The sequence below is a fragment of the Pseudosulfitobacter sp. SM2401 genome, assembly GCF_042932805.1.
Classification (GTDB): domain Bacteria; phylum Pseudomonadota; class Alphaproteobacteria; order Rhodobacterales; family Rhodobacteraceae; genus Ascidiaceihabitans.
In genome coordinates, this window is sequence record NZ_CP170633.1 from 2,436,281 (window position 1) to 2,460,649 (window position 24,369).

24 protein-coding genes are annotated in these 24,369 nt (G+C 56.9%); 7 read left to right on the forward strand and 17 right to left on the reverse strand.

Translation table 11 applies throughout. The features are described from left to right. Nucleotides 1–71 precede the first annotated feature (71 nt). The 5 genes from ACFIO0_RS12145 to ACFIO0_RS12165 form a co-directional block, all read right to left on the reverse strand. Nucleotides 72–1,253 (reverse strand): BCCT family transporter, encoded by a 1,182-nt coding sequence (locus tag ACFIO0_RS12145; RefSeq protein ID WP_390915334.1) that lies wholly within the window; start codon nucleotides 1,251–1,253, stop codon nucleotides 72–74. 53 nt (nucleotides 1,254–1,306) lie between these two features. Further along, a complete protein-coding gene (gene betC, locus ACFIO0_RS12150) occupies nucleotides 1,307–2,815 on the reverse strand; it encodes a choline-sulfatase (protein ID WP_390910660.1) in 1,509 nt (502 codons plus the stop codon). After that, nucleotides 2,812–3,387, reverse strand: a complete 576-nt coding sequence (gene betI, locus ACFIO0_RS12155) for a choline-responsive transcriptional repressor BetI (RefSeq protein WP_390915335.1) — start codon at nucleotides 3,385–3,387, stop codon at nucleotides 2,812–2,814. Before betI ends, betC begins: the two co-directional genes overlap by 4 nt. A gap of 76 nt (nucleotides 3,388–3,463) precedes the next feature. Further along, nucleotides 3,464–4,369, reverse strand: coding sequence for an EamA family transporter (locus ACFIO0_RS12160; RefSeq protein ID WP_390910661.1), 906 nt, complete (start codon nucleotides 4,367–4,369; stop codon nucleotides 3,464–3,466). Between the two features lie 36 nt (nucleotides 4,370–4,405). Continuing rightward, nucleotides 4,406–5,002: a LysE family transporter gene (locus tag ACFIO0_RS12165; protein ID WP_390910662.1), complete on the reverse strand. Its 597-nt coding sequence runs from the start codon at nucleotides 5,000–5,002 to the stop codon at nucleotides 4,406–4,408. A 187-nt stretch (nucleotides 5,003–5,189) separates the two neighbouring features. Here ACFIO0_RS12165 and ACFIO0_RS12170 point away from each other — a divergent pair, with 187 nt between their 5' ends. Continuing rightward, on the forward strand, nucleotides 5,190–5,438 hold the full coding sequence (locus ACFIO0_RS12170) for a hypothetical protein (protein ID WP_390910663.1): 249 nt from the start codon (nucleotides 5,190–5,192) through the stop codon (nucleotides 5,436–5,438). 87 nt (nucleotides 5,439–5,525) lie between these two features. Here the strand turns inward: ACFIO0_RS12170 and ACFIO0_RS12175 are convergent, their stop codons facing one another. Further along, entirely contained in the window at nucleotides 5,526–6,269 is a 744-nt protein-coding gene (locus ACFIO0_RS12175; protein ID WP_390910664.1) for a YebC/PmpR family DNA-binding transcriptional regulator, read from the reverse strand. A 148-nt stretch (nucleotides 6,270–6,417) separates the two neighbouring features. Between ACFIO0_RS12175 and ACFIO0_RS12180 the strand changes: the two genes are divergently transcribed. The 3 genes from ACFIO0_RS12180 (at nucleotide 6,418) to ACFIO0_RS12190 (ending at nucleotide 10,791) form a co-directional block, all read left to right on the forward strand. Next, a complete protein-coding gene (locus tag ACFIO0_RS12180; protein WP_390910665.1) occupies nucleotides 6,418–8,190 on the forward strand; it encodes an SLC13 family permease in 1,773 nt (590 codons plus the stop codon). Nucleotides 8,191–8,264: 74 nt separating this feature from the next. Continuing rightward, nucleotides 8,265–9,122, forward strand: a complete 858-nt coding sequence (locus ACFIO0_RS12185; RefSeq protein ID WP_390910666.1) for a bile acid:sodium symporter — start codon at nucleotides 8,265–8,267, stop codon at nucleotides 9,120–9,122. 10 nt (nucleotides 9,123–9,132) lie between these two features. Next, complete coding sequence (locus ACFIO0_RS12190; RefSeq protein WP_390910667.1) at nucleotides 9,133–10,791, forward strand: FAD-binding dehydrogenase; 1,659 nt, start codon at nucleotides 9,133–9,135, stop codon at nucleotides 10,789–10,791. Here the strand turns inward: ACFIO0_RS12190 and ACFIO0_RS12195 are convergent. The 6 genes from ACFIO0_RS12195 to mgtE form a co-directional block, all read right to left on the reverse strand. Continuing rightward, complete coding sequence (locus ACFIO0_RS12195; RefSeq protein WP_390910668.1) at nucleotides 10,788–11,732, reverse strand: NAD(P)H-binding protein; 945 nt, start codon at nucleotides 11,730–11,732, stop codon at nucleotides 10,788–10,790. The genes ACFIO0_RS12190 and ACFIO0_RS12195 overlap by 4 nt on opposite strands. A gap of 3 nt (nucleotides 11,733–11,735) precedes the next feature. Further along, complete coding sequence (locus tag ACFIO0_RS12200; RefSeq protein ID WP_390910669.1) at nucleotides 11,736–13,514, reverse strand: SLC13 family permease; 1,779 nt, start codon at nucleotides 13,512–13,514, stop codon at nucleotides 11,736–11,738. A gap of 67 nt (nucleotides 13,515–13,581) precedes the next feature. Continuing rightward, complete coding sequence (locus ACFIO0_RS12205; RefSeq protein WP_390910670.1) at nucleotides 13,582–14,481, reverse strand: EamA family transporter; 900 nt, start codon at nucleotides 14,479–14,481, stop codon at nucleotides 13,582–13,584. Further along, nucleotides 14,478–15,290, reverse strand: coding sequence for a TIGR00282 family metallophosphoesterase (locus ACFIO0_RS12210; protein ID WP_390910671.1), 813 nt, complete (start codon nucleotides 15,288–15,290; stop codon nucleotides 14,478–14,480). The genes ACFIO0_RS12205 and ACFIO0_RS12210 overlap by 4 nt, the downstream gene beginning before the upstream one ends. A gap of 49 nt (nucleotides 15,291–15,339) precedes the next feature. After that, nucleotides 15,340–15,897 carry a 5-formyltetrahydrofolate cyclo-ligase gene (locus tag ACFIO0_RS12215; RefSeq protein WP_390910672.1) on the reverse strand — a complete coding sequence of 186 codons (558 nt, stop codon included), beginning with the start codon at nucleotides 15,895–15,897 and terminating at the stop codon, nucleotides 15,340–15,342. Then, nucleotides 15,894–17,300 (reverse strand): magnesium transporter, encoded by a 1,407-nt coding sequence (gene mgtE / locus ACFIO0_RS12220; protein WP_390910673.1) that lies wholly within the window; start codon nucleotides 17,298–17,300, stop codon nucleotides 15,894–15,896. The genes ACFIO0_RS12215 and mgtE overlap by 4 nt, the downstream gene beginning before the upstream one ends. A gap of 93 nt (nucleotides 17,301–17,393) precedes the next feature. On the opposite strand from mgtE, the gene guaD reads away from it, so the two are divergent. Next, complete coding sequence (guaD, locus tag ACFIO0_RS12225) at nucleotides 17,394–18,686, forward strand: guanine deaminase (protein ID WP_390910674.1); 1,293 nt, start codon at nucleotides 17,394–17,396, stop codon at nucleotides 18,684–18,686. On the opposite strand, the gene ACFIO0_RS12230 is transcribed toward guaD, so the two are convergent. The 5 genes from ACFIO0_RS12230 to ACFIO0_RS12250 form a co-directional block, all read right to left on the reverse strand. Next, nucleotides 18,683–19,105 carry a CAP domain-containing protein gene (locus tag ACFIO0_RS12230; protein WP_390910675.1) on the reverse strand — a complete coding sequence of 141 codons (423 nt, stop codon included), beginning with the start codon at nucleotides 19,103–19,105 and terminating at the stop codon, nucleotides 18,683–18,685. The two genes, guaD and ACFIO0_RS12230, sit on opposite strands and share 4 nt — an antisense overlap. After that, complete coding sequence (locus ACFIO0_RS12235) at nucleotides 19,102–20,442, reverse strand: 8-oxoguanine deaminase (protein ID WP_390910676.1); 1,341 nt, start codon at nucleotides 20,440–20,442, stop codon at nucleotides 19,102–19,104. Before ACFIO0_RS12235 ends, ACFIO0_RS12230 begins: the two co-directional genes overlap by 4 nt. Further along, the gene (gene hisN / locus ACFIO0_RS12240; RefSeq protein ID WP_390910677.1) at nucleotides 20,439–21,269 is read right to left on the reverse strand and encodes a histidinol-phosphatase; all 831 of its coding nucleotides are present in this window, start codon (nucleotides 21,267–21,269) and stop codon (nucleotides 20,439–20,441) included. Before hisN ends, ACFIO0_RS12235 begins: the two co-directional genes overlap by 4 nt. Before the next feature lie 55 nt (nucleotides 21,270–21,324). Further along, entirely contained in the window at nucleotides 21,325–21,702 is a 378-nt protein-coding gene (locus tag ACFIO0_RS12245; protein ID WP_390910678.1) for a helix-turn-helix domain-containing protein, read from the reverse strand. Between the two features lie 408 nt (nucleotides 21,703–22,110). Then, a complete protein-coding gene (locus ACFIO0_RS12250; protein WP_390910679.1) occupies nucleotides 22,111–22,986 on the reverse strand; it encodes a LysR family transcriptional regulator in 876 nt (291 codons plus the stop codon). 127 nt (nucleotides 22,987–23,113) lie between these two features. Here ACFIO0_RS12250 and ACFIO0_RS12255 point away from each other — a divergent pair, with 127 nt between their 5' ends. Together ACFIO0_RS12255 and ACFIO0_RS12260 are read left to right on the forward strand one after the other, a co-directional pair. Beyond that, complete coding sequence (locus ACFIO0_RS12255) at nucleotides 23,114–23,329, forward strand: DUF1127 domain-containing protein (RefSeq protein ID WP_390910680.1); 216 nt, start codon at nucleotides 23,114–23,116, stop codon at nucleotides 23,327–23,329. Between the two features lie 185 nt (nucleotides 23,330–23,514). Next, a complete protein-coding gene (locus ACFIO0_RS12260) occupies nucleotides 23,515–24,315 on the forward strand; it encodes a Bax inhibitor-1 family protein (protein ID WP_390910681.1) in 801 nt (266 codons plus the stop codon). The last annotated feature ends 54 nt before the right edge of the window (nucleotides 24,316–24,369 follow it).

Sequence of the window (24,369 nt, forward strand, 5' to 3'; positions counted from 1 at the left end):
CGCCTCCGGCGGGAGTTGTTTTGTAAGATGAAAAAGGCCGCACCAATCCGATTGGCGCGGCCCGCAATGATTTATTCTGCGGGAACAGATCCCGTTGACGTGATGCCAGACAACGCATCACGCTTGGCAAAGGCAATGTAGCCCAAGCACCCGACGTAGAGCGCGATCACCACCGTGCCGACCCACTGGATTTGCAACCATTGGCTTTGGAACAACAGCGTCAGCACAAACAGCACGATGGTGTTGCCGCCGACGTAGGCCGCTTTGCCCCAACGTTCGACCGTCAGGCTGAGGTTGTCGGTGTACAGACGGATCAACGAGTCAAACGAGTTGATCACAAAGGTGATGCCGACAATCGTCATGGCCCAGTTCGCAATGCCAGCGGTTGGGATACTTTCCAGGTGGTAGAAATACAGCACCGAAAACCACAGCGCCAGCGGGATAGACGGGATCACCAACAAGGCCGCCAGCAGCTGCCACGTGGTCAAACCACCGATAAAGCGCGAGGTGAACTGCCCGATCATGATTGACCAAGCAAACCACCAGAACAGGTAGAATTCGTGGTAATCCGTCAGCGGTACGATGAACTTGTGAATGTTCGCAAAATAGCCGCCAACGTTACTGGCCGTGCTTGCAAATTCACCGATCCCCATGCCTGCGTTGATCCACATAAACGCGATCAGCGCGAGGAACAGGAAGGTCGAGGCGACCGACAAAACCTTAACGTATTTGATGTCGGTTGAAGACAAAACAGCCACCAAGATCACCAAGAATGCGATGATGTAGAACGCCGGTAAAATTGTGTCGCCGTCACCGACTTCGGCAATGTAGTAGGGCATGTAAATCAGGAACAACGCGCCGGTGAATGCGCAGGTCGTGATGATAACGATGTTGTTCAGCAGCTTGACCACAGGAATTTTAAAGAAACCAACGCGTGGTTCGATGGCACAGAAATAGAACGCCGTCAGGAAATAGAACGCCCAGATCAGAAAGCCCCAAAAGCCGAATTCCAGCGCCAGTGGGTTGGTGAAGCCGTAGGCTGGTTCGGTCGCCACATCCGCATAAAGCGGATAGTCAAACGCCAGCGGAAACATGATCAAACCAACGTCCAAACCGGACGTGAACAAAATAGCGATAAAGGTGAATAGCCCAACAGGCGTGGGCCCGATCAGCCGCAAATTCCACCACTTGATGGTGCAGAAGATCACCAGCGCGAACGCCAGCAATACTCCGAACGAGATAATAGATGTCATCATAAAAAGTCCCTCTCTTTTTGCCCGTTTCAGGTTTTATTTAGCACGTTTGACTATTCCCCTCTTGGGAACCGCGCATCGTCTTCAACGTTGTTCAAATCCATGTGGTTGCGCATGTAGCGTTCGGATGCTTTTTGCAGCGGTTGGTAGTCCCATGGATAATAGCCGCCCTCGCGCAGGGCCTCGTAGACGACCCACCGGCGGGCTTGGCTAACTCGGACTTCGGCGTCGTATTTATCAAGATCCCAGCGCGCTTCGGATTTCGCACGAAGCTGATCCAACGTACCTTTGTGCGCAGGCACATCGGCCAAGTTGGTTAACTCGTGCGGGTCATTTTCCAGATCGAACAGTTGATCCGGGTCCAGCGCACAGCGATTGTACTTCCATTTACCATAGCGCAACGACACCATCGGCGCATAGGATGCCTCGGCCGCATATTCCATCGCAACGGGTTCAGTGCGCTCGACACCCTGCCCCATGGGTTTGACCGATTGGCCCGTGGTCCAGGGTTCAACCTCGGCCATGGACACGCCAGCAAGATCGCACAACGTCGGGCAAACGTCGATGTTGGACACTGGCGTGGTGATCAGGCCCGGTTCCATGTCAGGTGCACAAATCATCATCGGCACGCGCGATGAGCCCTCATAGAACGACATTTTGAACCAAAGACCGCGTTCCCCCAGCATGTCGCCGTGATCGGAGACAAAGATGATGATCGCCTCTTGGCGGGATGCTTCTAGCGCCTCGAGCACCTCGCCGACCTTATCATCCAGATAGCTAATGTTGGAGAAATAAGCGCGGCGCGAGCGTTTGATGTCTGTTTCAGAAATGTCAAAACTGCGCCAGTCATTTGCATCAAAGATACGCTTGGAATGGGTATCTTGATCCTCGTACGGGATGGCCGGAACCGTGGGCAACAGATGCTCGCAATCCTCGTAGAGGTCCCAGTATTTCTTGCGGGTCACATACGGGTCATGCGGGTGGGTAAAGCTGACGGTCAGGCACCAAGGGCGCTCGTCTTTGCCACGCGACAGATCGTAAATCTTGCGGGTGGCGTTGTAGGCAACCTCGTCGTCGTATTCCATCTGGTTGCTGATTTCGGCAACCCCAGCCCCCGTGACCGAGCCCATGTTGTGGTACCACCAATCGATGCGTTCACCCGGTTTGCGGTAATCCGGCGTCCAGCCGAAATCAGCCGGATAAATGTCGGTGGTCAATCGTTCCTCGAACCCGTGCATCTGGTCAGGGCCGACAAAATGCATCTTGCCTGACAGGCAGGTTTGATAGCCCGCGCGGCGCAAATGGTGGGCGTAGGTTGGAATCGACGAAGTGAACTCGGCCGCGTTGTCATAGACACCCGTGGCCGATGGCAACTGTCCCGACATAAACGCCGCCCGCCCCGGCGCGCACAATGGCGATGCTGTGTAGGCGTTCTGAAACCGCGTGGATTTCGCCGCCAGTTTTTTCAAATTCGGCGCGTGCAGCCAGTCCGCTGGCCCGTCGGGAAACAGCGTGCCGTTCAATTGGTCGACCATCAGGATCAGGATATTGGGTTGGGTCATGGGTGGCGTCCGATCATCATATTAAGCGCGCGCAGGGCGCTGTTTTTGGCCTCGGTCGCATCGCACCCCCGCGACAAGGCCGCCCGCAGATACAGCCCGTCGATCAGGGCGGCCAGCGTTTGTGCATCTGTGGTCGGATCAGCGCTCAGCGGGCGCAGCGCATGGGTCAGGTTTGAATGCAAGCGCCACTGGTAGAGCTTGAGCAATCGTTTGGTTTCGGGCTGCGTTTGCGCGCCTGAATACAGCGTCATCCACGCACTGATGATGGATGGATCGAAACACGACGGCGCAAAGCTGGCCTCGATAATTGCACTGGCGCGCGCATAGGGCGTGCGGGCAGCGGCGAGGGCTGCGCGCACTTCGGCCCCGAATTCGCGCAGAATGTGGCGCATCGCAGCAAGGAAAATCTGGTCTTTTCCACCGAAATAGTGGTGCGCCAAAGCGGTCGACATACCGGCCCGTTTTGCGATCTGACCGACAGTCACATCCAGATGCCCCGCCGCACCAATTTCAGCAATCGTGGCCTGCACCAGCGCTGAGCGGCGGATTGGCTCCATCCCGAGTTTTGGCATCATGGCCCCCCTTGAAAACTTGGGGAACGGTAACCACGGGGATATTGTCTCGTCAATCAATAAAAAACATGTGCCGTTAAACTTTGGTCGCGTTTGTGGGTGGTGTGATGGGGGATCGCTTGAGCGTGGCCTCGCGCCATGTGATGAAAGTGACGGACGCAAGGATCACGACGCCGCCAATTACCACCCAGATATCAACAGGTTCCGCGAACACCAGCAGACCCAGCAACGTCGCCCACACCAATTGCAAAAACGTAATCGGCTGGGTCACGGTCACGGGTGCGGCGGCAAAGGCCAGCGTCATGGTGTAATGCCCTGCTTGGGCAAACATCGCGACGACCAGCAGAATTCCCAGATCTGACCAACTAGGGCTGACCCAATTGGCAAAGGCGAACGGGGCCAATGCCAGCGTCACAAACAGCGACAGCATGGCAACGACCACGGTCGGTTTCACCTCGTCCGCGAGGACTTTGGCCAGCAAATACGACCCTGCAAAAACGACGGCTGCAATCAGCATCGCGAGATGGCCCGGGTGGACCTCGCGAAAGCCGGGGCGCAGGATGATTGCCGCCCCAAGCAGGGCGATGATCACCGCCATAATCCGGCGCAACGCCAGTTTTTCCCCGAGGAAAATCGCCGCCCCAATCGTCACGTAAACCGGCGCGAGATAGTTCATCGCGGTGACCTCGGCGATCGGAATGCGGGTCATCGCAAAAAACCACAGCATCACCCCGAAGGCGTGGAAAAACCCGCGCAGACCGAACAGCTTCCATTGGCGTTTCGTCACTGTCGCCGATCGCAAATCATTGATCATCGGCAACAAGAACACCAAGCCGAGCAAGTAGCGCAAAAACGCAGATTGCGCCGGCGGCATGCCAGGGCCCATCCATTTGACCAACGCTGTCACAGCGACAAAAAACAATCCTGTCGTCAGCATCCAAAAGATGCCAACCATGGGGCGGGGCGTGGTTGTTGGGTTCATTTTGCTATCAACACTGAAACGCGCAAGGGCTGCAAGCTAGGACAACAATAACTTTGCGGCAATCGCCCACATTATCAACGCAATACCCCCATCCAGCACTTGCCACGCGCGCGGATTGGCAAACAGCGGGCGCAACAACCGCGCCCCATAGCTCAGGCTAAAGAAGAATGTGAAACTCGCGACGACAGCCCCGATCCCGAACGCCAGTTGGTTGTCATACTGGGCCGAAATCGAGCCGACGAACACCACCGTGTCCAGGTAAAGATGCGGGTTCAGCAGCGACAAGGCGGCCAATGTGGTCAAGGCTTGGCGCAGGGTTTGCGCATCGTCCGTCGCGGCCTCAAGGGCGTTGCCACCGCGCCACGCTGATTTGGCGTTTTGCCAGCCATACCAGATCAAAAACGCGGCGCCGCCCCACAACAACACAGTTTCGAACCACGGGGCGGCTGTCGCTAAGGCTCCGAAGCCCAAGATGCCCGCACATATCAAAATCGCATCCAGCACGCTGCACGCCAATGCGATCCAGAACACGTGTGCGCGCCGCAACCCCTGGCGCAGCACAAATGCGTTTTGCGCCCCAACCGCGAGGATCAGAGAAAAGCTGACGGCAAAGCCGGAAAACAAGGAATACATACAAATGCCAGTTCAAAATCGACCTCTGATGGCTATGCCCTGCCCCATGCGACATCAATCGAAACTTGCGCTGTGTCGGCGAAAAAATGATTGTTACACTTTTTTCACGGTGATCTGATGCAAGGTCATTGGCGTATCCCTTTGGACTGCCCATATAAAGGGGAAGCCAAAGCAAGGACGCCGCGAAATGTTAGAGACAAAAAACTGCGTAGATTTCAGTGAACACGATCTGGATTTGATCGAGTCTGCCTTGCATACCCAAGAGAAAATCTTGGCCGTTCAAAGCCGGGCCAGCGGGAACAACACCGCCAAAGTCCGCCTGAACGAGCTAAAATCCGTGCTGCGCCGGGTACGTCGCAAAAACGCAAAGGCCACACAAACGCCCTGCCGTTCAGGTGGTGGCCTTGGCGGATTTGCGCGCGCATTGTTTGGCTAAGATGGCCTAAGCATTTGTGATTTCATAAAAAAACCCTCTGACCTGACGGCAGAGGGTTTTTTCGTTTCTCGAGATCGCAGTGGTCGTTTAGCCCAACTGCTCCATCACTTCGTCGCTGGCATCAAAGTTTGTCGTGACACGTTGAACGTCATCGTCATCCTCCAATGCATCGATCAGACGCATCAGCTTTTCCATGCCCTCAAGGTCCATCTCGGTTGTGATGGTTGGCTTCCAGACCAGCTTGGTGCTGTCGGATTCGCCCAGTTCCGCCTCAAGCGAGGTTGAAACCTCGTTCAGATCCGTGTCCGCACACCACACGACGTGCCCGTCTTCTGAGCTTTCGACATCTTCGGCACCAGCCTCGATTGCGGCCATCATCACGGTGTCCGCATCGCCCACAGAAACGCCGTAAGACACGGCACCTTTGCGATCAAACATGAACCCGACGCTGCCGGTTTCACCCAGATTGCCGCCACATTTTGTAAAGGTCGAGCGCACAACTGAGGCCGTGCGATTGCGGTTATCGGTCATCGCCTCGACGATCACAGCCACGCCATTGGGGCCATAGCCTTCGTAGCGGATCTCTTCGTAATCTTCGCCCTCGCCGGCTTGCGATTTCTTGATCGCGCGGTCGATCACGTCCTTAGGAACCGAGCTCGACTTAGCCTCTTTGACGGCCATACGCAGACGCGGGTTTTTATCGGGATCAGGGTCGCCCATTTTCGCGGCAACGGTGATTTCCTTTGCCATTTTCGAGAACAACTTGGCGCGCAGTTTGTCCTGACGCCCCTTGCGGTGTTGAATATTTGCCCATTTTGAGTGGCCTGCCATCAGAGCCTCCGAACGTTAATGTGTCTGATATGTTTGGCATGGGCTATAGGCCAAGCAACCCTATGCGCGCAAGCCCGCAGCCCTTTCGCACGAATTTTCCCCCTAATTAGCGCTGGCACCTGCACGGGGCGAGGCATAGATTGCCCAAATGACCCAAGATCAAATCATCCTGTTTTCACTGTTCGGTGCCGTCTTTGCTTTGCTTTTGTGGGGCAGATTTCGCTACGATATTGTCGCGTTTTCAGCCCTTGTTGCAGGCGTCATGCTGGGCGTTGTCCCCGAAAAAGAAGCGTTTTCCGGCTTTGGCCACCCTGCGACGCTGGTTGTTGCCTTGGTTTTGGTGGTCTCGGCAGGTTTGGTACGCTCGGGCGCTGTCTTCTTGATTACGCGCACGCTGGTAGATGCCAGCCGGTCCTTGGGCGCGCACATTGCATTGATGGGGGCCGTTGGCGGCATCTTGTCCGCCTTCATGAACAACGTCGCGGCCCTTGCGCTGTTGATGCCCGTCGACATCCAGACCGCGCGCAAAGCCGGTCGCAGTCCAGGCCTGTCGCTGATGCCGCTAAGCTTTGCAACGATCCTTGGGGGCATGGTCACGTTGATCGGCACGCCCCCCAACATCATCATCGCCGCCATCCGCGAAGAAAGCCTTGGCGCGCCGTTCAAGATGTTCGATTTTGCGCCCGTTGGTGGCATCGCGGCTATCGCGGGTCTAACGTTTGTGGCCCTTGTTGGCTGGCGCCTGATCCCTGCGCGCGACGACAAAGGGTCAGCGGCCGAAGACCTGTCGCAGTACATCGCCGAGCTGACCGTGCCTGACGACAGCAAACACATCGGCAAGCGTTTGGCCGAGCTGGACAAAGATGCCGAAAAAACCGATGTCGCGGTGATCGGTTTGATCCGCGACGGCAAGCGCCGCTATGGCCAAGCCCGCAATGCAACCTTGCGCGCCGGCGACACACTCGTGCTAGAGGCCACGCCCGATGCGCTGGATGAATTCCGCACAGCCCTTGATCTGGCCCTGTCCGACACCGAACGCACAGAACGTTTGACCGCTGGCGGTGACGGCGTCGAAGTGATCGAAATTGTCGTGACCGAAACCAGCCGTCTGGTAGATCGTACCGCCGAAACGGTAGGCCTTGCGTGGCGCCAAAACGCTGTCTTGATGGGCATTTCGCGCAACGGACAAGCCGTCAAAAACCAGATCCGCAAGACCCCGATCCGCGCGGGCGACATCTTGTTGCTGTTGGTTCCACGCGATACTGGCCCGGACGTGACGGTTTGGTTGGGCTGCCTGCCTCTGGCGGATCGTGGTCTGGCTGTGACGGAAAATTCCAAAGTTTGGATGGCCATTGGCATGTTTGCCGGTGCGGTCGCCGCCGCCAGTTTTGGTCTGATCTATCTGCCCATTGCGTTGGGTCTGGTGGTTGTCGCCTATGTGCTGACCAAAATCGTGCCGTTGTCCGAACTTTACACACACATCGAATGGCCGGTGATTGTGCTGCTCGGGTCGATGATCCCGTTGGGGGCGGCCCTAGAGGCGTCAGGTGGCACTGAGTTGATCTCGGGCAAGCTGATCGGCTGGACCGACGGATTGCCTGCATGGGTGATCCTGACCGTTTTGATGATCGTGACCATGACGCTGTCAGACGTGCTGAACAACACGGCCACCACAATCGTCGCAGCCCCTGTCGGCATCCAGATGGCACAGACGCTGGACGTGTCGCCCGACCCGTTCCTGATGGCCGTTGCGGTTGCCGCTTCATCAGCGTTTCTGACCCCCATCGGGCACAAGAACAACACGCTGATCCTTGGCCCCGGTGGGTATAGCTTTGGCGATTACTGGCGTATCGGCCTGCCGTTGGAAATCATTGTGGTTGCCGTTTCCATCCCTGCCATTTTGGTGTTCTGGCCACTTTGACCAAAGGTCAATCGCGCATTTCCTTGCGCAAGACCCCGCCCCACGCGTAGCTTGCGTGAAAACGGGGGACATCAATGGACACTCTTATCAACGTGGTTTTGCCACTGGCGCTGGCCTTTATCATGCTGTCGCTGGGCATCGGCCTGACGTTCGGCGATTTTCGCCGCGTGCTGAACCGCATCCAAGCCTTTGCCATCGGGGCCGGCGCGCAAGTGATCTTGTTGCCACTGACGGCCTACATTGTTGTGCGCCTGTTCAACCTGCCCGGCGAACTGGCCGTCGGGTTCATGCTGCTGTCCTTTTGTCCGGGCGGCGTGACCAGCAATATGATCACCAAACTGGCCAAAGGCGATGTCGCACTTTCGGTGTCTTTGACGGCCGTCATCAGCCTGCTGTCGATCCTGACTGTGCCGTTTTTGGCCGCATGGTCGGTGGTGCACTTTATGGGTGCGGATGCGCCCGCGATCACGGTGACCGAATTGGCAATCGCGATGTTCCTGATCACCACTTTGCCGGTCTTGATCGGGATCACCATTCGCCATTTCGCACCTGCGTTTGCGGTGCGTGCAGAACCGATCTTGTCGCGTGCAGCCACGATCCTTTTTGTCGTTATTGTCTTGGCCGCTTTGGCTGGAAACTGGGATGTTTTCGTAAGTAACTTGGCAACCCTAGGCCCTGCCCTGATCACCTTGAATGTCGCGCTGATGGTGTTGGGCCTTGCCGTCGCCTTTGGGGCTGGATTGATCTGGAACGAGGTCAAAACGATCTCGGTCGAAACAGGCGTGCAAAACGCCACGCTTGGTATCACACTGGCCGCCATCATTTCCGGTCAAGCCTCAGGGTTTTCGACCATGGCACTGCCGTCTGCCGTCTACGGCATCTTGATGTATTTGGTCGCGGCACCGTTCGTGGTTTGGTACCGTAACAAATAGGAAAACTGATATGGATCAAGCAGATGCAATCGTTGTAGGAGGTGGTCTGTCAGGTTTGACTGCCGCTGCCGAGCTCGCAGATCGCGGTAAATCCGTGATCGTCCTGGACCAAGAACCCCGCCATTTTCTAGGGGGGCAAGCGTTCTGGTCCTTGGGCGGATTGTTCATGATCGACACACCAGAACAGCGGCGTATGGGCATCAAAGACAGCCCCGAGCTGGCCCTGAACGACTGGATGGGATCAGCCCAATTTGACCGCCCCGAGGACGCAATGCCGCGCAAATGGGCCGAGGCCTATCTGGATTTTGCCGCCGGCGATATGCGCCCTTGGTTGCACAAAATGGGACACCGTTGGTTTCCGGTTGTCGGCTGGGCAGAACGCGGTGGATCGTTTGCAGACGGGCACGGCAATTCGGTGCCGCGATTCCATGTCACATGGGGCACTGGCGAGGGTATTGTCGAGCAATTTGCGCGCCGGTGTCTGGAGCATGAAAAAGCCGGTTTGATCACGTTCAAGTTCCGCCACCAAGTCGACCGGATCGAGATGGAAAACGGGGCGGCCAAGGGTGTGAGCGGCACGGTGCTGGCCGACGACACTGCCCTGCGCGGTCACCCCACCAACCGAGATGTCGTGGGCGATTTTTCCTTGCGATCGCCGTCGGTCATCGTCACATCCGGCGGCATCGGCGGCAACTTTGAAATGGTGCGCAAGGTCTGGCCAACGGACCGCCTGGGCCCCGCCCCCAAGGAAATGGTCGCCGGTGTTCCGGCGCACGTCGACGGACGCATGATCGCTATTTCCGAGACCGCCGGCGGCCACGTCATCAACGGCGACCGCATGTGGCACTACACCGAAGGCGTCAAAAACTGGGACCCGATCTGGCCCGCGCACGGCATCCGCATTTTGCCCGGTCCGTCGTCCATGTGGTTTGACGCGACAGGCAACCGCTTTGCCCCGCCAAACTTGCCCGGATTCGACAGCATGACCTCGCTCAGGGAAATCTTGTCGACCGGCTATGACTACAGCTGGTTCGTGCTGACCCAAAAAATCATCGAAAAAGAATTCGCGCTGTCAGGGTCCGAACAAAACCCTGATTTGACGTCGAAAAAATGGCTGGAGGTCATCAAAGCGCGGCTGTTGTCGGGCGGCGGTGCCCCAAAGCCAGTTGAGGCGTTCAAAGAAAAAGGCGAAGATTTTGTCGTGGCAAACACGCTCGAAGAACTGGTCCAAGGCATGAACAACATCGCCGAGGGTGACTTGATCGACGCCGATAAATTGCGCAGCCAGATCGAAGCGCGCGACAGCCAAGTCGACAACCCGTTCACCAAAGACGCGCAATTGATGGCCATTCATGCGGCGCGAAATTACCGCGGTGATCGGCTGGTGCGTGTGGCGAAACCGCACAAAATACTGGACCCAAAGAACGGGCCGCTGATCGCGGTGAAATTGCATGTTTTGACCCGTAAAACGCTGGGCGGATTGCACACGGATTTGGACAGTCGCATGATCGGCGCAGACGGGCACGTGGTGCCGGGGTTGTTTGCAGCAGGCGAAGTCGCGGGTTTTGGCGGCGGCGGTTATCACGGCTACAACGCGCTTGAGGGTACGTTCTTGGGCGGCTGTATTTTCTCAGGTCGAAATGCCGGTCGGTCCAAATCTATCGCTTAGAACACCGAATGATCGCCGCGTTCCGCTGACGCGTCCTGTTCAATCAAAGTACGATAATAGTCGAACAAAGTGTCGCGTCCGGTTTCCGGCGTGGCGTCTGCTTCATAGCGCGTGCCATCCCATACCAGCATCGATTCCGTTGCGTAATAATGCCCGATGCGCGCAAAATCTGCCTTTGCCGCAAGGTTCGGAAAGGCCCGTCCGGCAATCGACAATCCGGTTACAATAGCACCCATCACGGCCACTGGGACATGGCGGATGCGCGGTTCTTGCCCCAACATTTCGAACAGCGCTTTGGCCTGATCACGTGGTGTGATCGCTGGTCCCGGTCCGCCGATTGGCAAAATCCGGTTATGACGGGTTTTGTCTGTGAGGCAGTCGGCCATGAACCGCCCCAAATCCGCATCGCTGATTGGCTTGCACGCAGTCAACGCACCATCACCGAAAACCAGGAACGGTTTGCCTGCGCGAAGCCGATCGAGCTGCCCTGAAAGGGATTTGAACAGAGCAGTTGGGCGCACAATGGAATAGTTTAAACCGCTGGTGATCAGCGCAGTTTCAAACGCAAGTTTGGCGTGTTGAAAGGCCAGCTTGGGCTTTTGCACACAGATCGCAGACATCAGGACAAAGTGTTGAATTTTCGAATTTTTCGCGGCCTCAAGCACGTTCATATGGGCCTTGTGGTCGATCAGCCACGCATCGGTGGGCGTGCCACTGCGCGAGGCAAGGCAGGACACAACTGCATCAAAATTTTCGCCTCGAAAACCATCATTTTGAAGGGAACCAAGGTCGTTTACGTCACCGTTTCGTCGTGTGGCCCCGGGTAGGTTTAACGTGCTTGACAGGCGCAGAAAACAGACAACGTCGTGACCCGCATCGATCAACCCTTGCGCGGTGGCGTGGCCTGCCGTCCCTGACGCACCAATCATGAAAATCCGCATGATTTAGAACGGCCAGAGCAGCGGAATAACGGCAGATGCAAGGATTCCGATGCTCAGGTTCAGCGGAATGCCGACACGCATAAAATCAGTGAATTTGTAGCCCCCCGGACCATACACCAGCATGTTGGTTTGATACCCGATGGGCGTCGCAAAACTGGCTGACGCGGCGACCATCACCGCCACAACCAGCGGTCGCGGGTCAATGCCCAAAGCCGAGGCAAGGCCAATCGCAATCGGCGTCACGACCACAGCAACTGCATTGTTGGACACCAATTCGGTCAGTACCGACGTCAGCAAATAGATCGCCCAGACGATCAAAAATGGTGGCAAAACACCCAAGGCCGGCGCGATAAAATCAACGATCAGCGCGACAGCGCCAGATGCCTCGAGCGCGGCCCCAATGGCCAGCATCGAAAAGATCAGCGCCAACAGGCGACCATCCACAAAGGAGAACGCCTCTTCTGCGTCGATGCAGCGGGTGATCAGCACCAACGACACCGCCAAAATAGACAGCAGCAAGATCGGGGCGACACCAAATGCAGCCAGTCCAACAATCGCGATCAAACCGGCAATCGCGATAGGCGCGTGACTGCGGCGAAACGCGCGGCCTGACGGTTTGGAAACATCCACCATTTCCATCTCGATCGACAGCTTTTGAATGTCGGCAGGTGCCCCTTCGAGCAATAGCGTGTCGCCGACTTTGACCACCAGATCATCTAGTTGCCGCCCGATGTTCTGGTTGCGCCGATGCACGGCCAATGGATACACGCCGAACCGTCGACGCAGCCGCAGCGACCCGAGCGAACGCCCGATCATTTTGCACCCCGGTGTTATCAATGCCTCGACGGTTGAGGTTTCAACGGCCGACACCTGATCGACGCGCTTGAGTTCTTTGTTGCGCTGTAGGCTAAGCAATTCCGTGATCTGAGTGCGCAAAACCACGCGGTCCCCGACGGCCAGCTCCACGCCTTGCAAATTGCGCCGCAGGGATTGGTCGCCGCGGACCACATCAATCAGGCGCACACCGTCACGTTTGAACAGCTGAACGCCAGTGACCTCCCGCCCGATCAGGTTGGATTCAGGCGGGATCACGGCCTCGGTAAAGAACTTCATCCGGCTGCGGTCAGACAGCAAGTCGGCCATGCTTTCCCGATCTGGCAGCAGTTGTGGCGCGATGAAACGCAGGTAAATCATGCCCCAAATGACCAGAATAATGCCCAGCGGCGTGACCTCGAAAATCGAGAACCCTTCGAGCCCTTGGGCCCGCGCTACACCATCCACCAATAGGTTGGTCGATGTCCCGATCAAGGTTAACGTACCACCCAAGATCGCGGCATAACTGAGCGGGATCAACAGCTTGGATGAAGACACACCCATGGTTTTAGCCAGCTGAATGAACACCGGGATCATCACCACAACCACCGGCGTGTTGGACACAATCGCCGAGGCCAGAACCACAAACGTCATCAGCATTGCGATGGCCAGCGCCGGATTGGTTTTGGCGGTGCGATCGGCAAGGCCGGTGAACGCCTCAAGCGCACCAGTGCGCACCAAGGCCCCCATGATGATAAACATTGCAGCGATGGTCCACGGGGCGGGATTGGACAAGACCGCGAGTGCCTTTTCGTAGGGCAAAACGCCAAGGCCCAGCATCAGCGCTGCACCGGTTATAGCGACCACTTCGGTTGGAAAGGTTTCGCGCAAGAACAACACAAACATTATGACCACGACAGTCAAAGTCACCACGGCGCTGCCGGTCTGCGAAAGCTCGAATAGGCCCATCAGCGTGTCCTTGAAACAAGATCGTTGAAGGTCAGTGTCGTTGAAAGTGATGCAGCCTGCAACAGGCTTAGGTGCGTTTGGGTTGGACCAGATACATGCCCGCCAGCATCACGCATAACGCGATCCAGATTTGTGGGGCATAGCTTTCGCCAAGCAAAACGCGCGCCCAAAAAACGCCAAAGATTGTAACCAGATAGCTGACTTGTACCGCGAACACTGGTCCGGCGCGCCCGACCAACCAAACGTAGCCGCTGTAGACTAAAACGTGGATGACCGAGCTGGCGATCAACGCATAATCCGGCGCGCTGTAGGGTGGGAGCGGGTTGATCCACTGGCCTGACAGGATTGCGAGTGGCAGGCTTATGATGACCCCGACCAGTGACGCGCCCCACAAAACCTGAATCGGGTCTAATCCTGCCGTGCCCCATTTTGCGACGTAGTTGCCCTCGAATGCATAAAACAAACCAGCAATTAGCCCGATCAGCACCCAAAAACCCGACGGCGATCCTGCAAGGCTGGCCCCGGGCAAAACAATCAGCAAAACGCCGATGAACCCGACAAGCAAACCGCCAAACCTGCGCCATTCAAACCGGTCATTTCCAAGTGCCAGCGCAATCGGGAACGCAAAAATCGGAACCATCGAGAGCAGGATTGACAGTACGCCAGCCGGCAAATGCACCGCGGCCTGATAGCTTGCCGAATTGGGCAGCAGCGTTCCGATCACGGCGATGATGAGATACAGACGAAGGTGGTTTTGCCCCATCGGCAGACCACGCCTGCGGATCATCGACACCACGGCCATGACGACCGCACCGATCACAGATTGCCAGAAAATCAGCCCAAAGTGTTTGTAGCCTTCGCTGACTGCGATTTTCGACATCGGTTGGGTAAAGGCCCAGCCCGCCCCAAGCAGGATCAGAAACGCGCTGTATCCAATGATTTGTCTCTGGCTGAGCGTCCGGTTCACGGCCCTGCCTGTGACAAGCGCCCGCCTTGGCGTACCATTTCTATGCGGGTGGCCTTGCCGGTTTTGTCATCGGTTTCGATGTAAACGCCGGACAATGTTGCCTCGCCATTCGCGGGTGTGAACCGCTCTTTTGGCATGCCTGTGATGAACCGGCGCAGGGGTTCGTGTTTTTCCATACCGATGACCGAATTGTAATCACCGCACATGCCCGCGTCGCTAAGATGGGCTGTGCCACCCGGCAAAATCATCGCATCGGCAGTGGGCACATGGGTGTGCGTGCCGACAACAAGGCTGGCGCGCCCGTCACACCAATGGCCCATCGCCATTTTCTCCGAGGTCGCCTCGCAGTGGAAATCGACGATAATCGCATCCGCTTGACCACCTAACGGATGGGTTTTGAACACAGGTTCGACAGCTGAAAACGGGTCATCAAACGGGCGCTTCATGAACACTTGGCCCAGTGCCTGCATCACCAGAACTTTGCGTCCGGTTGGTGTTGTAAACAGACGTGACCCTTTGCCAGGCGACGCTTTGGAAAAATTCAAAGGGCGGATAACACGCGGTTCTTGCTCAATAAATTGCAGCATGTCTTTTTGATCAAACGCGTGGTCACCCAGCGTGACGCAATCGGCACCAGCCTCGAGCAGCACTTTGGCATGCGCGCCAGACAGCCCCATGCCGCCCGTCGCATTTTCGCCGTTCACCACGACAAAATCCAGTTTCCACGCCTCGCGCAATCGTGGCAAATTTTCCGTGATGGCCCGACGCCCCGCGCGGCCCATCACGTCTCCGAGAAACAAAATCTTCATGCTCAAACGCTTACGGCGCTGCCCGTATCACTGCAAGTGTCTCTTTTGCTCAGACAGATATGACACCAGCTTCGGTCACGATCATATCCAGCGGCTGATCGGTCACCTCAAGCGGCAAATCGTCCGCTTGTTGCGCCGCAAAGGCAAAGCCAATCGCCAAGGTCGCGCGTTTTGCCCGCAACCCCTCAAGCGTGCGATCATAAAACCCACCGCCGTACCCCAACCGTCCACCATTTCGATCAAATGCCACCAGCGGCACGATCACGATTTCAGGTTCAAAAAAGTCATCCACAGCAGGGATTTGTGCACCGAATTGGCCTGAGATCATGTCAGCGTCTGGTTCCCAACGCGAAAACAGCAATGGTTGCCCGGCACCGGTGATCACCGGGACCCCGACAGGGCCGTACGCGCTGGCTTCGGCCATGGCAGCCAATGGGTCAATTTCGGTTCTGATTGGCATGTAGCCAGACAGAGGCACCCCCCGATATCCCGCCAAAAGCGCTGATAAATGCCCTGCGGCACCGCCAAATCGCGCATCAAACGCCAGCTTGCGGCGGGCAAAACCGTCTTTGCGCGCCTGCGCTTTGATTGCCGTTAGATCACTCATAGCAGCACCATCGCCGCGAGGCCAAGAAACGCGAAAAAGCCGACAATGTCAGTCACCGTCGTCACAAAGGCACCCGAAGCAAGGGCCGGATCAACGCCAACCCGCTCTAAAACAACCGGAATAACGGTGCCGGCAAAACCCGCCACAACCATGTTCACGACCATCGCTGCGGCGATCACGTATCCCAACGCGGGCGAGCCGAACCAAACGATCCCGACGAGGCCCATCACCACGGCAAAGATCAGGCCGTTCACCAACCCCACCAGCACTTCGCGGCGGATCACACGCCAGACGTTCGCGCCGGTCAAATCCTTGGTTGCGATGGCGCGTACGGCCACCGTCAGCGATTGCGTGCCCGCGTTGCCGCCCATGGACGCGACAATCGGCATCAGCACAGCCAGCGCTACAATCTGGGTGATCGCCATTTCGAATTGCGCAATCACCATGGACGCCGCAATCGACGTCACAAGGTTCACGGCCAACCACGGCATCCGCCGTTTGGTCGTGTCGATAACGCGGTCCGACAGCGACCCCTCGCCGACACCGGCAAGACGCATGATGTCTTCTTCGTGTTCTTCGTCCAGAACAGCCATAGCGTCATCGATCGTGATCAAGCCGATAAGGCGGCCTTCGCCGTCAACAACAGGGGCGGAAATCAGGTGATATTGGTTGAACGCATAGGCCACGTCGCCCTCGTCCTGATCGACCGGAATGACCTGAAACACGTCTTCCATAATGTCCGTCAGCATCACAGCGCGGGGCGAGCGCATCAGCTTGCCCAGCGTCACATTGCCAATCGGGTGCAGGCGCGGATCGACCAGAACGATGTGGTAAAACTGATCCGGCAAATCATCTGGCGGAGCCGAGCGCAGATGATCAATCGCGTCCCCCACATTCCAGTGTTCCGGGGCCATCACAACTTCGCGTTGCATCAGACGGCCGGCCGAGAATTCAGGATAGCTGAGGGCTTGTTCGACAGCCGCGCGGTCGCTGTCTTCGAGCACCTCAAGAATGGCGTCTTGTTGGGTTGTGCCCAGATCTTCGACCAGATCGACTACGTCATCGCTGTCCAGATCACGCACCGCTTCGGCCAGCACTTGTGGCGTCAGGACGCCCAAGACCTCTTCGCGGATGCTTTCATCCAGTTCCGACAGAATGTCGCCGTCAAATTCACGGTCATAAAGACGGATCAGGCGTGCGCGTTCAAAGCTGCTGATCTGCTCCAAAAGGTCGGCGATGTCAGCGGCATGCAGCGGGTCCATCAGCTCGGACAGCTTGGCCTTGTCATCAATATCAACGGCATAGAGGATTGCGCTGATGTCCTTGCGGTCCAGCACATAAGCGTCGTCGTCGCGCGCGTCTTGGGGAGGATTTTCGATCTCTTGCATGATGAGGCGGACCATAGGTGGCGGCTGTGCAACTGACAATGGCGTCGCGTGCAATCGGCGTGCGCAATTGCGATTTACGGCGGTGCGCGGGGGCAATAGAGTTGGCGCATGACTGATTTGACCCTTTTGTGCGGCCATGTGCTGACGTACGCCGCGAACCCTTTTGCCGTTCCCTGGTCCGAGGCTGTGCGTGTTGATTCTGCGGGCGGCGTTTTGCTGTGTGGTGACCGGATTGCCGAAGTCGGGAACGCGGATGCGATGCGCCGCGCCAATCCAACGGCCAAAGTTGTCGAATACGGCGACAAACTGATCATGCCCGGCTTTGTCGACGCCCACGTGCACTATCCGCAAACCGGCATCATCGCGAGCTGGGGCAAGCGGCTGATTGACTGGCTGAACACCTACACATTCCCCGAAGAAATGCGGTTTGGCGATCCCGACTATGCGCGTGACGTTGCGGGGCGGTACCTTGATTTGACGCTGGCCTGCGGCACCACAACGGTGTGTTCCTACGCCACGATCCACCCCGCATCTGTCGATGCCATTTTTAATGCCGCCGCGGATCGGGGCCAACGCATCGTCGCTGGCAAAACCTGCATGGACCGCAATGCGCCCGATGGCTTGCGCGACACGCCACAGTCCGCCCATGATGACAGCGCAGATTTGATCGCGCGCTGGCACGGTAAAGGGCGCGCAGTGTACGCGATTACGCCGCGATTTTCGCCAACCTCAACGCCAGAGCAGCTCGAGGCATTGGGCGCGCTTTGGGCCGCAAACCCTGACTGTTTGATGCAAACGCATCTTAGCGAACAAGTCGATGAGATCGAGTGGGTCAAGGGCTTGTTCCCGACTGCCCGCGATTATCTGGACACCTACGAAGCCTTTGGCCTGCTTGGCGCACGCGGCGTTTACGGGCACGCGATCCATCTGGAAACCCGCGAGATTGACCGCTTGTGCGAGGTCGGCGCAGCACTGGTGCATTGCCCGACGTCCAACACATTCATCGGCAGCGGATTGTTTGATCTGGCAGGTGTTGTCGCGCGCGAAATCCCTGTGGGGTTGGCGACAGATACAGGCGGTGGATCATCGTTTTCAATGCTGCGCACGATGGCTGCAGCCTATGAAATTGCGCAACTGCGTGGGCAGGCCGTGCATGCCAGCCAACTGCTGTGGCTCGCGACCGCTGGATCGGCGCGCAGCCTGCATTTGCAAGACAAAGTTGGCAGTTTGGCTGGTGGATTAGAGGCAGATATTTGCGTGCTCGACCTTGGCTCAACCCCCGCCATCGCCCAGCGCAGCACACGCGCGAACGACATTTGGGAAGCCATTTTTCCAACGATCATGATGGGTGACGACCGCGCGATTGCAGATGTTTGGGTGGCCGGCGTGCGACGCGATTAACAGGGCGCGGCCAACACCATCACCCAAACATTGCCATCACCGCGCGCAAGGCCAAATTCCTGCGCCTTTTTGTGCATCATATTTTTGTAATGCCCCTTGGATGACTTCCAGCCGGCCATAACTTGACCAAGGTCTTTTTGCCCTTTGGCAATGTTTTCAGCGACAAAACACCACTGGTATTTTTGCGATTTGACCCGATCACCAACGGACGATCCGTTGGCCCCTGTGTGGCTAAAGTAACCCTTGTTTGCCATGTCGTTAGCATGGCTTTGGGCGACTTTTCCCAAGGTCTGCGAGTACACCAAAGGCGCGCGTCTTTTGTCGCTGCGATAGTCGTTGATGATCGACGTCGCGGCCGGATTCGCCACTGCCGCCGAGGCCAGCAACGCGAAAATAATCGCACCAAAAACCGTTTTCATAATTGTTCCCTTAGCTCTAAGGCCAATGTGTTTTGGTGCGCGATGACGCTTGGCATATCCAGGGTTGTGACGTGCCCGTCTGCCACGATCTGGCGACCTTCGACCAACAGATATTTGACCCGTGTGGGGCCAGCCAACAACAGCGCAGCGGGGTCCCAGCTGCCTGCACTTTCGATGCCCGTTGTGTCCCAGATCGCGATGTCTGCGCGTGCGCCGGTCTGGATGCGTCCACATTCGGGACGTCCCAAAACATCTGCACCGCCGCGTGTCGCTATTTCTAGCGCCGTGCGCGCGCTCATCGCGTCGGCCCCCAGATTGACGCGCTGCAACAGCATGGCTTGGCGGGCTTCAGCGATCAGATTGCCCGCGTCATTGCTGGCTGATCCATCCACGCCCAAGCCCACCGGCACCCGCGCGTCGTACATTTTGCGCACTGGCGCGATGCCCGACCCAAGGCGGCAGTTTGAGCAGGGACAGTGCGCCACGCCGGTTTTTGTCTCTGCGAACAGCTTGATTTCGGCCTCGTTCAGTTTGACGCAGTGGGCGTGCCAAACGTCTGGGCCAACCCAGCCGAGGTCTTGGGCGTATTGCCCCGGTCGTTTGCCGAATTTCTCAAGGCTGTAGGCGATGTCTTCGTCGTTTTCGGCCAAATGCGTGTGCATCATCACGCCTTTGTCACGCGCAAGGATCGCCGCATCGCGCATCAGTTCTGTGCTGACGGAAAACGGCGAACATGGCGCGACACCAACACGGCACATCGCATTGGGATTTGGGTCGTGGAAGGCATCAATCACACGAATACAGTCGTTCAAAATCGCCGCTTCGTTTTCGACCAGCGCATCGGGCGGCAGGCCACCATCACTTTCGCCAATGCTCATCGCGCCACGTGTTGGCTGAAACCGGATGCCCAGTTCGGCGGCCGCATGGATCGTATCCTCCAGCCGCGATCCGTTGGGGTACAGATACAAGTGGTCCGAGCTAAGCGTGCAGCCCGACAGCGCCAGTTCAGCCAGCCCGATCTGCGCAGAGGTGAACATGTGGTCAGGTGTGAATTTCGCCCAAATCGGGTAGAGCGTTTGCAGCCACCCAAACAGCAGCGCGTCTTGGCCGCCGGGCACCGCGCGGGTCAGCGATTGGTACAAATGGTGGTGCGTGTTCACGAGGCCCGGCGTCACAACACAACCAAGCGCGTTGATCACGTCACCCGTTGTCGTTAACCCCTGCCCGACCTCGGCTATTTCACCGTCACGGATCAGCACATCTGCGCCGTTCAATTCACGCCGCGCGTCATCCATGGTCAGGATCGTGTCGGCGTTTTGAATAAGGGTTTCGCTCATGCGTGGTCTTTCAGGATTGCGTGGTCTTTCAGAATTGCGAGGGCTGCGGCGTGGATTTCGGCGTTTGCCGCTGCAATTGCACGACCGCCGTTATGTGCAGGTTTGCCCGACCAATCGGTGACAATGCCCCCTGCCGCTTGGATTACGCCAATCGGGCCTTGGATGTCGTAGGCGTTCAAACCGGCCTCGATCACCAGATCAATTTGGCCTGCTGCCAACAGCGCGTAGGCGTAGCAATCCATGCCGTAGCGCACCAGTTGCGCTTGGGTGGCGACGGCCTCAAATGCTGTGCGGTCTGACGGGCTGCCGACTTCGGGGAAGGTCGTGAACACAATCGCTTCGGCCAAGGGGCGCGGCGCGCGCGTTTGAATGGCGTGGCGCGCATGCGGACCTGCAAAAAACGCGCCCTTGGGTGTGCCGGTGAAACGTTCGCCAATGTACGGCTGATCAATGATGCCAATCTGCGGGCCGGCATCATCGCCAACGGCGATCAACACACCCCACGTCGGGGTGCCCGCGACGAAACCACGCGTCCCGTCAATCGGATCCAATACCCACGTCAGGCCGGTTGTGCCGCTTTGCTTGCCAAATTCTTCGCCCAGAATCGCATCGTCGGGGCGCATTTTCGCAAGAACAGCACGCATTGCCTGTTCCGCGGCGCGGTCGGCAACCGTCACCGGATCATAGCCATGGGCCAGTTTATTTTCTGTCCCCAGTGATGCGGTGCGGAAATGTGGAAGGATAGCATCGCGTGCGGCATCCGCCAACGCGTTTGCCACAGCTTCTAGTTGATCAAGATCAGTTTGATTGAATGGTTCATTTGACATGAAAAAGGGGTGCCAGTTTGCACCCCCAATTGCAACATCTCAAGCGATGCCGGTTTTATGCGACGTCGCTGAGGACGCGCGCCAGTTCGAACAGTCGGCGGCGTTGTTCTTCGGGGATGGCATAGTAGGACCGCACCAATTCCATCGCCTCTTTGTCACCCAGAATATCGGCTGGGGCCAAGGCAGCGCCCGATGGTTCTGCCTCGGTGTCGATCGCTTCCATTCCCTCAAAGAAGAAAGACACAGGAACGCCGACCACTTCGGCGATGTCCCAAAGGCGCGATGCGCTCACGCGGTTTGCACCGGTTTCGTATTTTTGAATTTGCTGGAATTTGATGCCAACGCTTTCGGCCAAGGTCTGCTGCGTCATACCAATAAGCCAACGGCGTTGCCTGATGCGTTTGCCGACATGAACATCAACTGCGTGAGGCATTGTTTTCCCTTACTCGATAGAAAGCCTCGTAGTGCACCCGATTACAGGCACAATGCGCGGCTGATTTGGTTGACGCGGAATATCGCCACGTCAAACTTATACACCAAAGATACTGAAACCGAGCACCATATCAACAGCCTCAAGGCCGCACAGGAATTCGGATTTCTACCTTACTAATAGATGGGAATATCTCAATTTTCCCCTCACATTCAGTAAACATACCGTTGAAAGGTCAAAATAAATCCTCAAGTTACTGAAAAGAAAAGGTTTAAATGTGCGCTGACACTCCGATAGTCCGCGTCGCACGGTTGGTGTCTTGGCAAGACCTCTGCCAAAACGCCGATTTATTGGGCTCTTTTCTAGGGCTTCACCGCATCACACACACAAAATCTTGCATCGCTGTGACTATCACACTGCGCGAAGTTTCGCCGGTTGGGTCGCGCTAAACGTGTTACGCAGCAGATCCGCCAGTGAATCATGCACCATATCTTTGGCCCCACCTGCCCCATAAAGGTTAATTTGTTGCACCGGCAAATCAGGCAGAATGCCACTGTGATCGATCCGGTCCAAGTGCGGCGGCTCTGTCCCTTCGATCATGGCGTGGACCGCCAGATCGGCGCTGACGGTCGCCTCGATTGTGCGGTCACTTTCGGTTTCAACAAAAACGTCCCACGGGATGCCCGCCTCGTCCAAGCTTTCGACCACACGGGGGCGGAACGTGCATTGCCGCCCAAAGGCGAGCTTTAGCGGACGTTGCCGCCACGCAGATCCACCGGGCGCACCGATCCAGCACAGCGGTTTGGTGCACAAGGCCTCGCCCCCGGTTTGCAGGCCAGTTTCGGTGGTTAGGATCAAATCACATTTGCCTTTGGAAAAATCCGCGAGCAAAGCGCGGGTGTAGGACGAAATCAGCTGCACTTTGACCCGGGGAAACGCCGCATTGAATTGTTTCAGCACACGCGGGATCGCCGGATAGACAATGTCGTGGGGCACACCAAGGGTGATTTCGCCCTCGAACGCTTGGTCGGTCAAGCGGGTGATCACCTCGTCATTCAGGGCAACCATGCGGCGCGCATACACCAGCAACTGCTCGCCCGATGCTGTCAGCGCGATCGTGCGACCAGAGCGATCCAGCAATTGCAGCCCCAACAGTTCCTCTAGGCGCTTCATCTGCATCGACACCGCAGATTGGGTCAGGTGCAGGAAACCGGCTGCGCGGGTCACGCCGCCCGATTCAGCCACCGCCACAAACGAGCGTAGTGTTGTTACGTCTAAATTTCTCATTCATCACCATCCTTGATGCATTGCAGCACAAACATTCGTTTTTCAAATGTAACCGACACAGGCATACACATCAACAAGAATGATACGAACACAACAAACCATCTGATTTAGTGAACTGGAGACCCTCATGGCTTTGATCGAAAACACCTGCTACGCAAATTGCGCCCAAGCGGAGGCGCGTTCTTCTATCTCGTTGCGCCACATCTATTCTGTCTGGCAATCGCGCCGCGCCCTTGCTGCACTTGACGCCGCCGCCCTGCGCGACATCGGTGTCAGCTATAAAGAAGCGCAAACAGAGGCCAACCGGTCCGTTTGGGATGTTCCGCAAAACTGGCGTCGTTAAGGGCGCATATCAGCAGAACGGACAATTTCGTAAAAATGCGTCAGTTTGACCCGATAAAATCGACAGATTTACAGCAACTATCGGACTGATTTGACTTGAAATGTTGCCCATTCGCGCCAATATTCCTTACAGAAAGCCTCGGGGACGCGCCCCGGGGGCACATTTGGTTTAATTGGAGGTCTTAAATGGCTGACGCAAATACAATTCGCACGGTAGGCGGATCCCGCGCCGCCGATATTGATGCTGGGCTGCGCGCTCACATGAACAAAGTCTATGGTCAAATGTCGATTGGCATGTTGATCACGGCACTTGCAGCATGGGCGATTGCCGGGCTGTCCATCACGTCCGACATTTCGGCCGCTGCAACCAACGCTGAAGGCGCTGTGTACGCGCTGCGTGAAGGACAATTCCTGACCGGTTTGGGACAAACACTGTTTGCATCCCCGCTCCGCTTTGTTGTGATGTTCGCCCCGCTGGCCTTTATCTTCTTTGGGTGGGGCGCATTGATGTCGCGCGGGTCTGCCGCTGCGGTTCAATTGGGCTTTTTCATCTTTGCCGCCGTTATGGGCGTCTCGATGAGCTCGATCTTTATGGTCTACACGCCATATTCCATCGCATCCACGTTCCTTGTGACTTCCATCGCATTCGCGGGTCTTAGCCTGTACGGCTACACAACCAAACGCGATCTCAGCGCAATGGGCACGTTCCTGATGATGGGCGTGATCGGCTTGCTGATCGCAATGGTCGTCAACATGTTCCTGCAATCTGGACCGATGATGTACGCGATCTCGGCACTTGGTATTCTGATCTTTGCAGGCCTGACGGCGTACTACACGCAAGACATCAAGAACACATATGTTGCGCACGCGCACATGGGTGACCAAGAATGGCTGGACAAAGCGGCCTCAGACGGCGCGCTGTCCTTGTACATCTCGTTCCTGAACATGTTCCAGTTCCTGTTGATGTTCATGGGATCGCAAGAATAGCGACGTTTGAGGTGACCGATTTTAGGGGCTGCCCAGCGACGGGCGGCCCCTTTT

Coding starts and splice junctions, on each gene's coding strand:
- ACFIO0_RS12145 (WP_390915334.1), bottom strand. CDS start 1,253: ATGACATCTATTATCTCGTTCGGAGTATTGCTGGCGTTCGCGCTGGTG.
- betC (WP_390910660.1), bottom strand. CDS start 2,815: ATGACCCAACCCAATATCCTGATCCTGATGGTCGACCAATTGAACGGC.
- betI (WP_390915335.1), bottom strand. CDS start 3,387: ATGCCAAAACTCGGGATGGAGCCAATCCGCCGCTCAGCGCTGGTGCAG.
- ACFIO0_RS12160 (WP_390910661.1), bottom strand. CDS start 4,369: ATGAACCCAACAACCACGCCCCGCCCCATGGTTGGCATCTTTTGGATG.
- ACFIO0_RS12165 (WP_390910662.1), bottom strand. CDS start 5,002: ATGTATTCCTTGTTTTCCGGCTTTGCCGTCAGCTTTTCTCTGATCCTC.
- ACFIO0_RS12170 (WP_390910663.1), top strand. CDS start 5,190: ATGTTAGAGACAAAAAACTGCGTAGATTTCAGTGAACACGATCTGGAT.
- ACFIO0_RS12175 (WP_390910664.1), bottom strand. CDS start 6,269: ATGGCAGGCCACTCAAAATGGGCAAATATTCAACACCGCAAGGGGCGT.
- ACFIO0_RS12180 (WP_390910665.1), top strand. CDS start 6,418: ATGACCCAAGATCAAATCATCCTGTTTTCACTGTTCGGTGCCGTCTTT.
- ACFIO0_RS12185 (WP_390910666.1), top strand. CDS start 8,265: ATGGACACTCTTATCAACGTGGTTTTGCCACTGGCGCTGGCCTTTATC.
- ACFIO0_RS12190 (WP_390910667.1), top strand. CDS start 9,133: ATGGATCAAGCAGATGCAATCGTTGTAGGAGGTGGTCTGTCAGGTTTG.
- ACFIO0_RS12195 (WP_390910668.1), bottom strand. CDS start 11,732: ATGCGGATTTTCATGATTGGTGCGTCAGGGACGGCAGGCCACGCCACC.
- ACFIO0_RS12200 (WP_390910669.1), bottom strand. CDS start 13,514: ATGGGCCTATTCGAGCTTTCGCAGACCGGCAGCGCCGTGGTGACTTTG.
- ACFIO0_RS12210 (WP_390910671.1), bottom strand. CDS start 15,290: ATGAAGATTTTGTTTCTCGGAGACGTGATGGGCCGCGCGGGGCGTCGG.
- ACFIO0_RS12215 (WP_390910672.1), bottom strand. CDS start 15,897: ATGAGTGATCTAACGGCAATCAAAGCGCAGGCGCGCAAAGACGGTTTT.
- mgtE (WP_390910673.1), bottom strand. CDS start 17,300: ATGGTCCGCCTCATCATGCAAGAGATCGAAAATCCTCCCCAAGACGCG.
- guaD (WP_390910674.1), top strand. CDS start 17,394: ATGACTGATTTGACCCTTTTGTGCGGCCATGTGCTGACGTACGCCGCG.
- ACFIO0_RS12230 (WP_390910675.1), bottom strand. CDS start 19,105: ATGAAAACGGTTTTTGGTGCGATTATTTTCGCGTTGCTGGCCTCGGCG.
- ACFIO0_RS12235 (WP_390910676.1), bottom strand. CDS start 20,442: ATGAGCGAAACCCTTATTCAAAACGCCGACACGATCCTGACCATGGAT.
- hisN (WP_390910677.1), bottom strand. CDS start 21,269: ATGTCAAATGAACCATTCAATCAAACTGATCTTGATCAACTAGAAGCT.
- ACFIO0_RS12245 (WP_390910678.1), bottom strand. CDS start 21,702: ATGCCTCACGCAGTTGATGTTCATGTCGGCAAACGCATCAGGCAACGC.
- ACFIO0_RS12250 (WP_390910679.1), bottom strand. CDS start 22,986: ATGAGAAATTTAGACGTAACAACACTACGCTCGTTTGTGGCGGTGGCT.
- ACFIO0_RS12255 (WP_390910680.1), top strand. CDS start 23,114: ATGGCTTTGATCGAAAACACCTGCTACGCAAATTGCGCCCAAGCGGAG.
- ACFIO0_RS12260 (WP_390910681.1), top strand. CDS start 23,515: ATGGCTGACGCAAATACAATTCGCACGGTAGGCGGATCCCGCGCCGCC.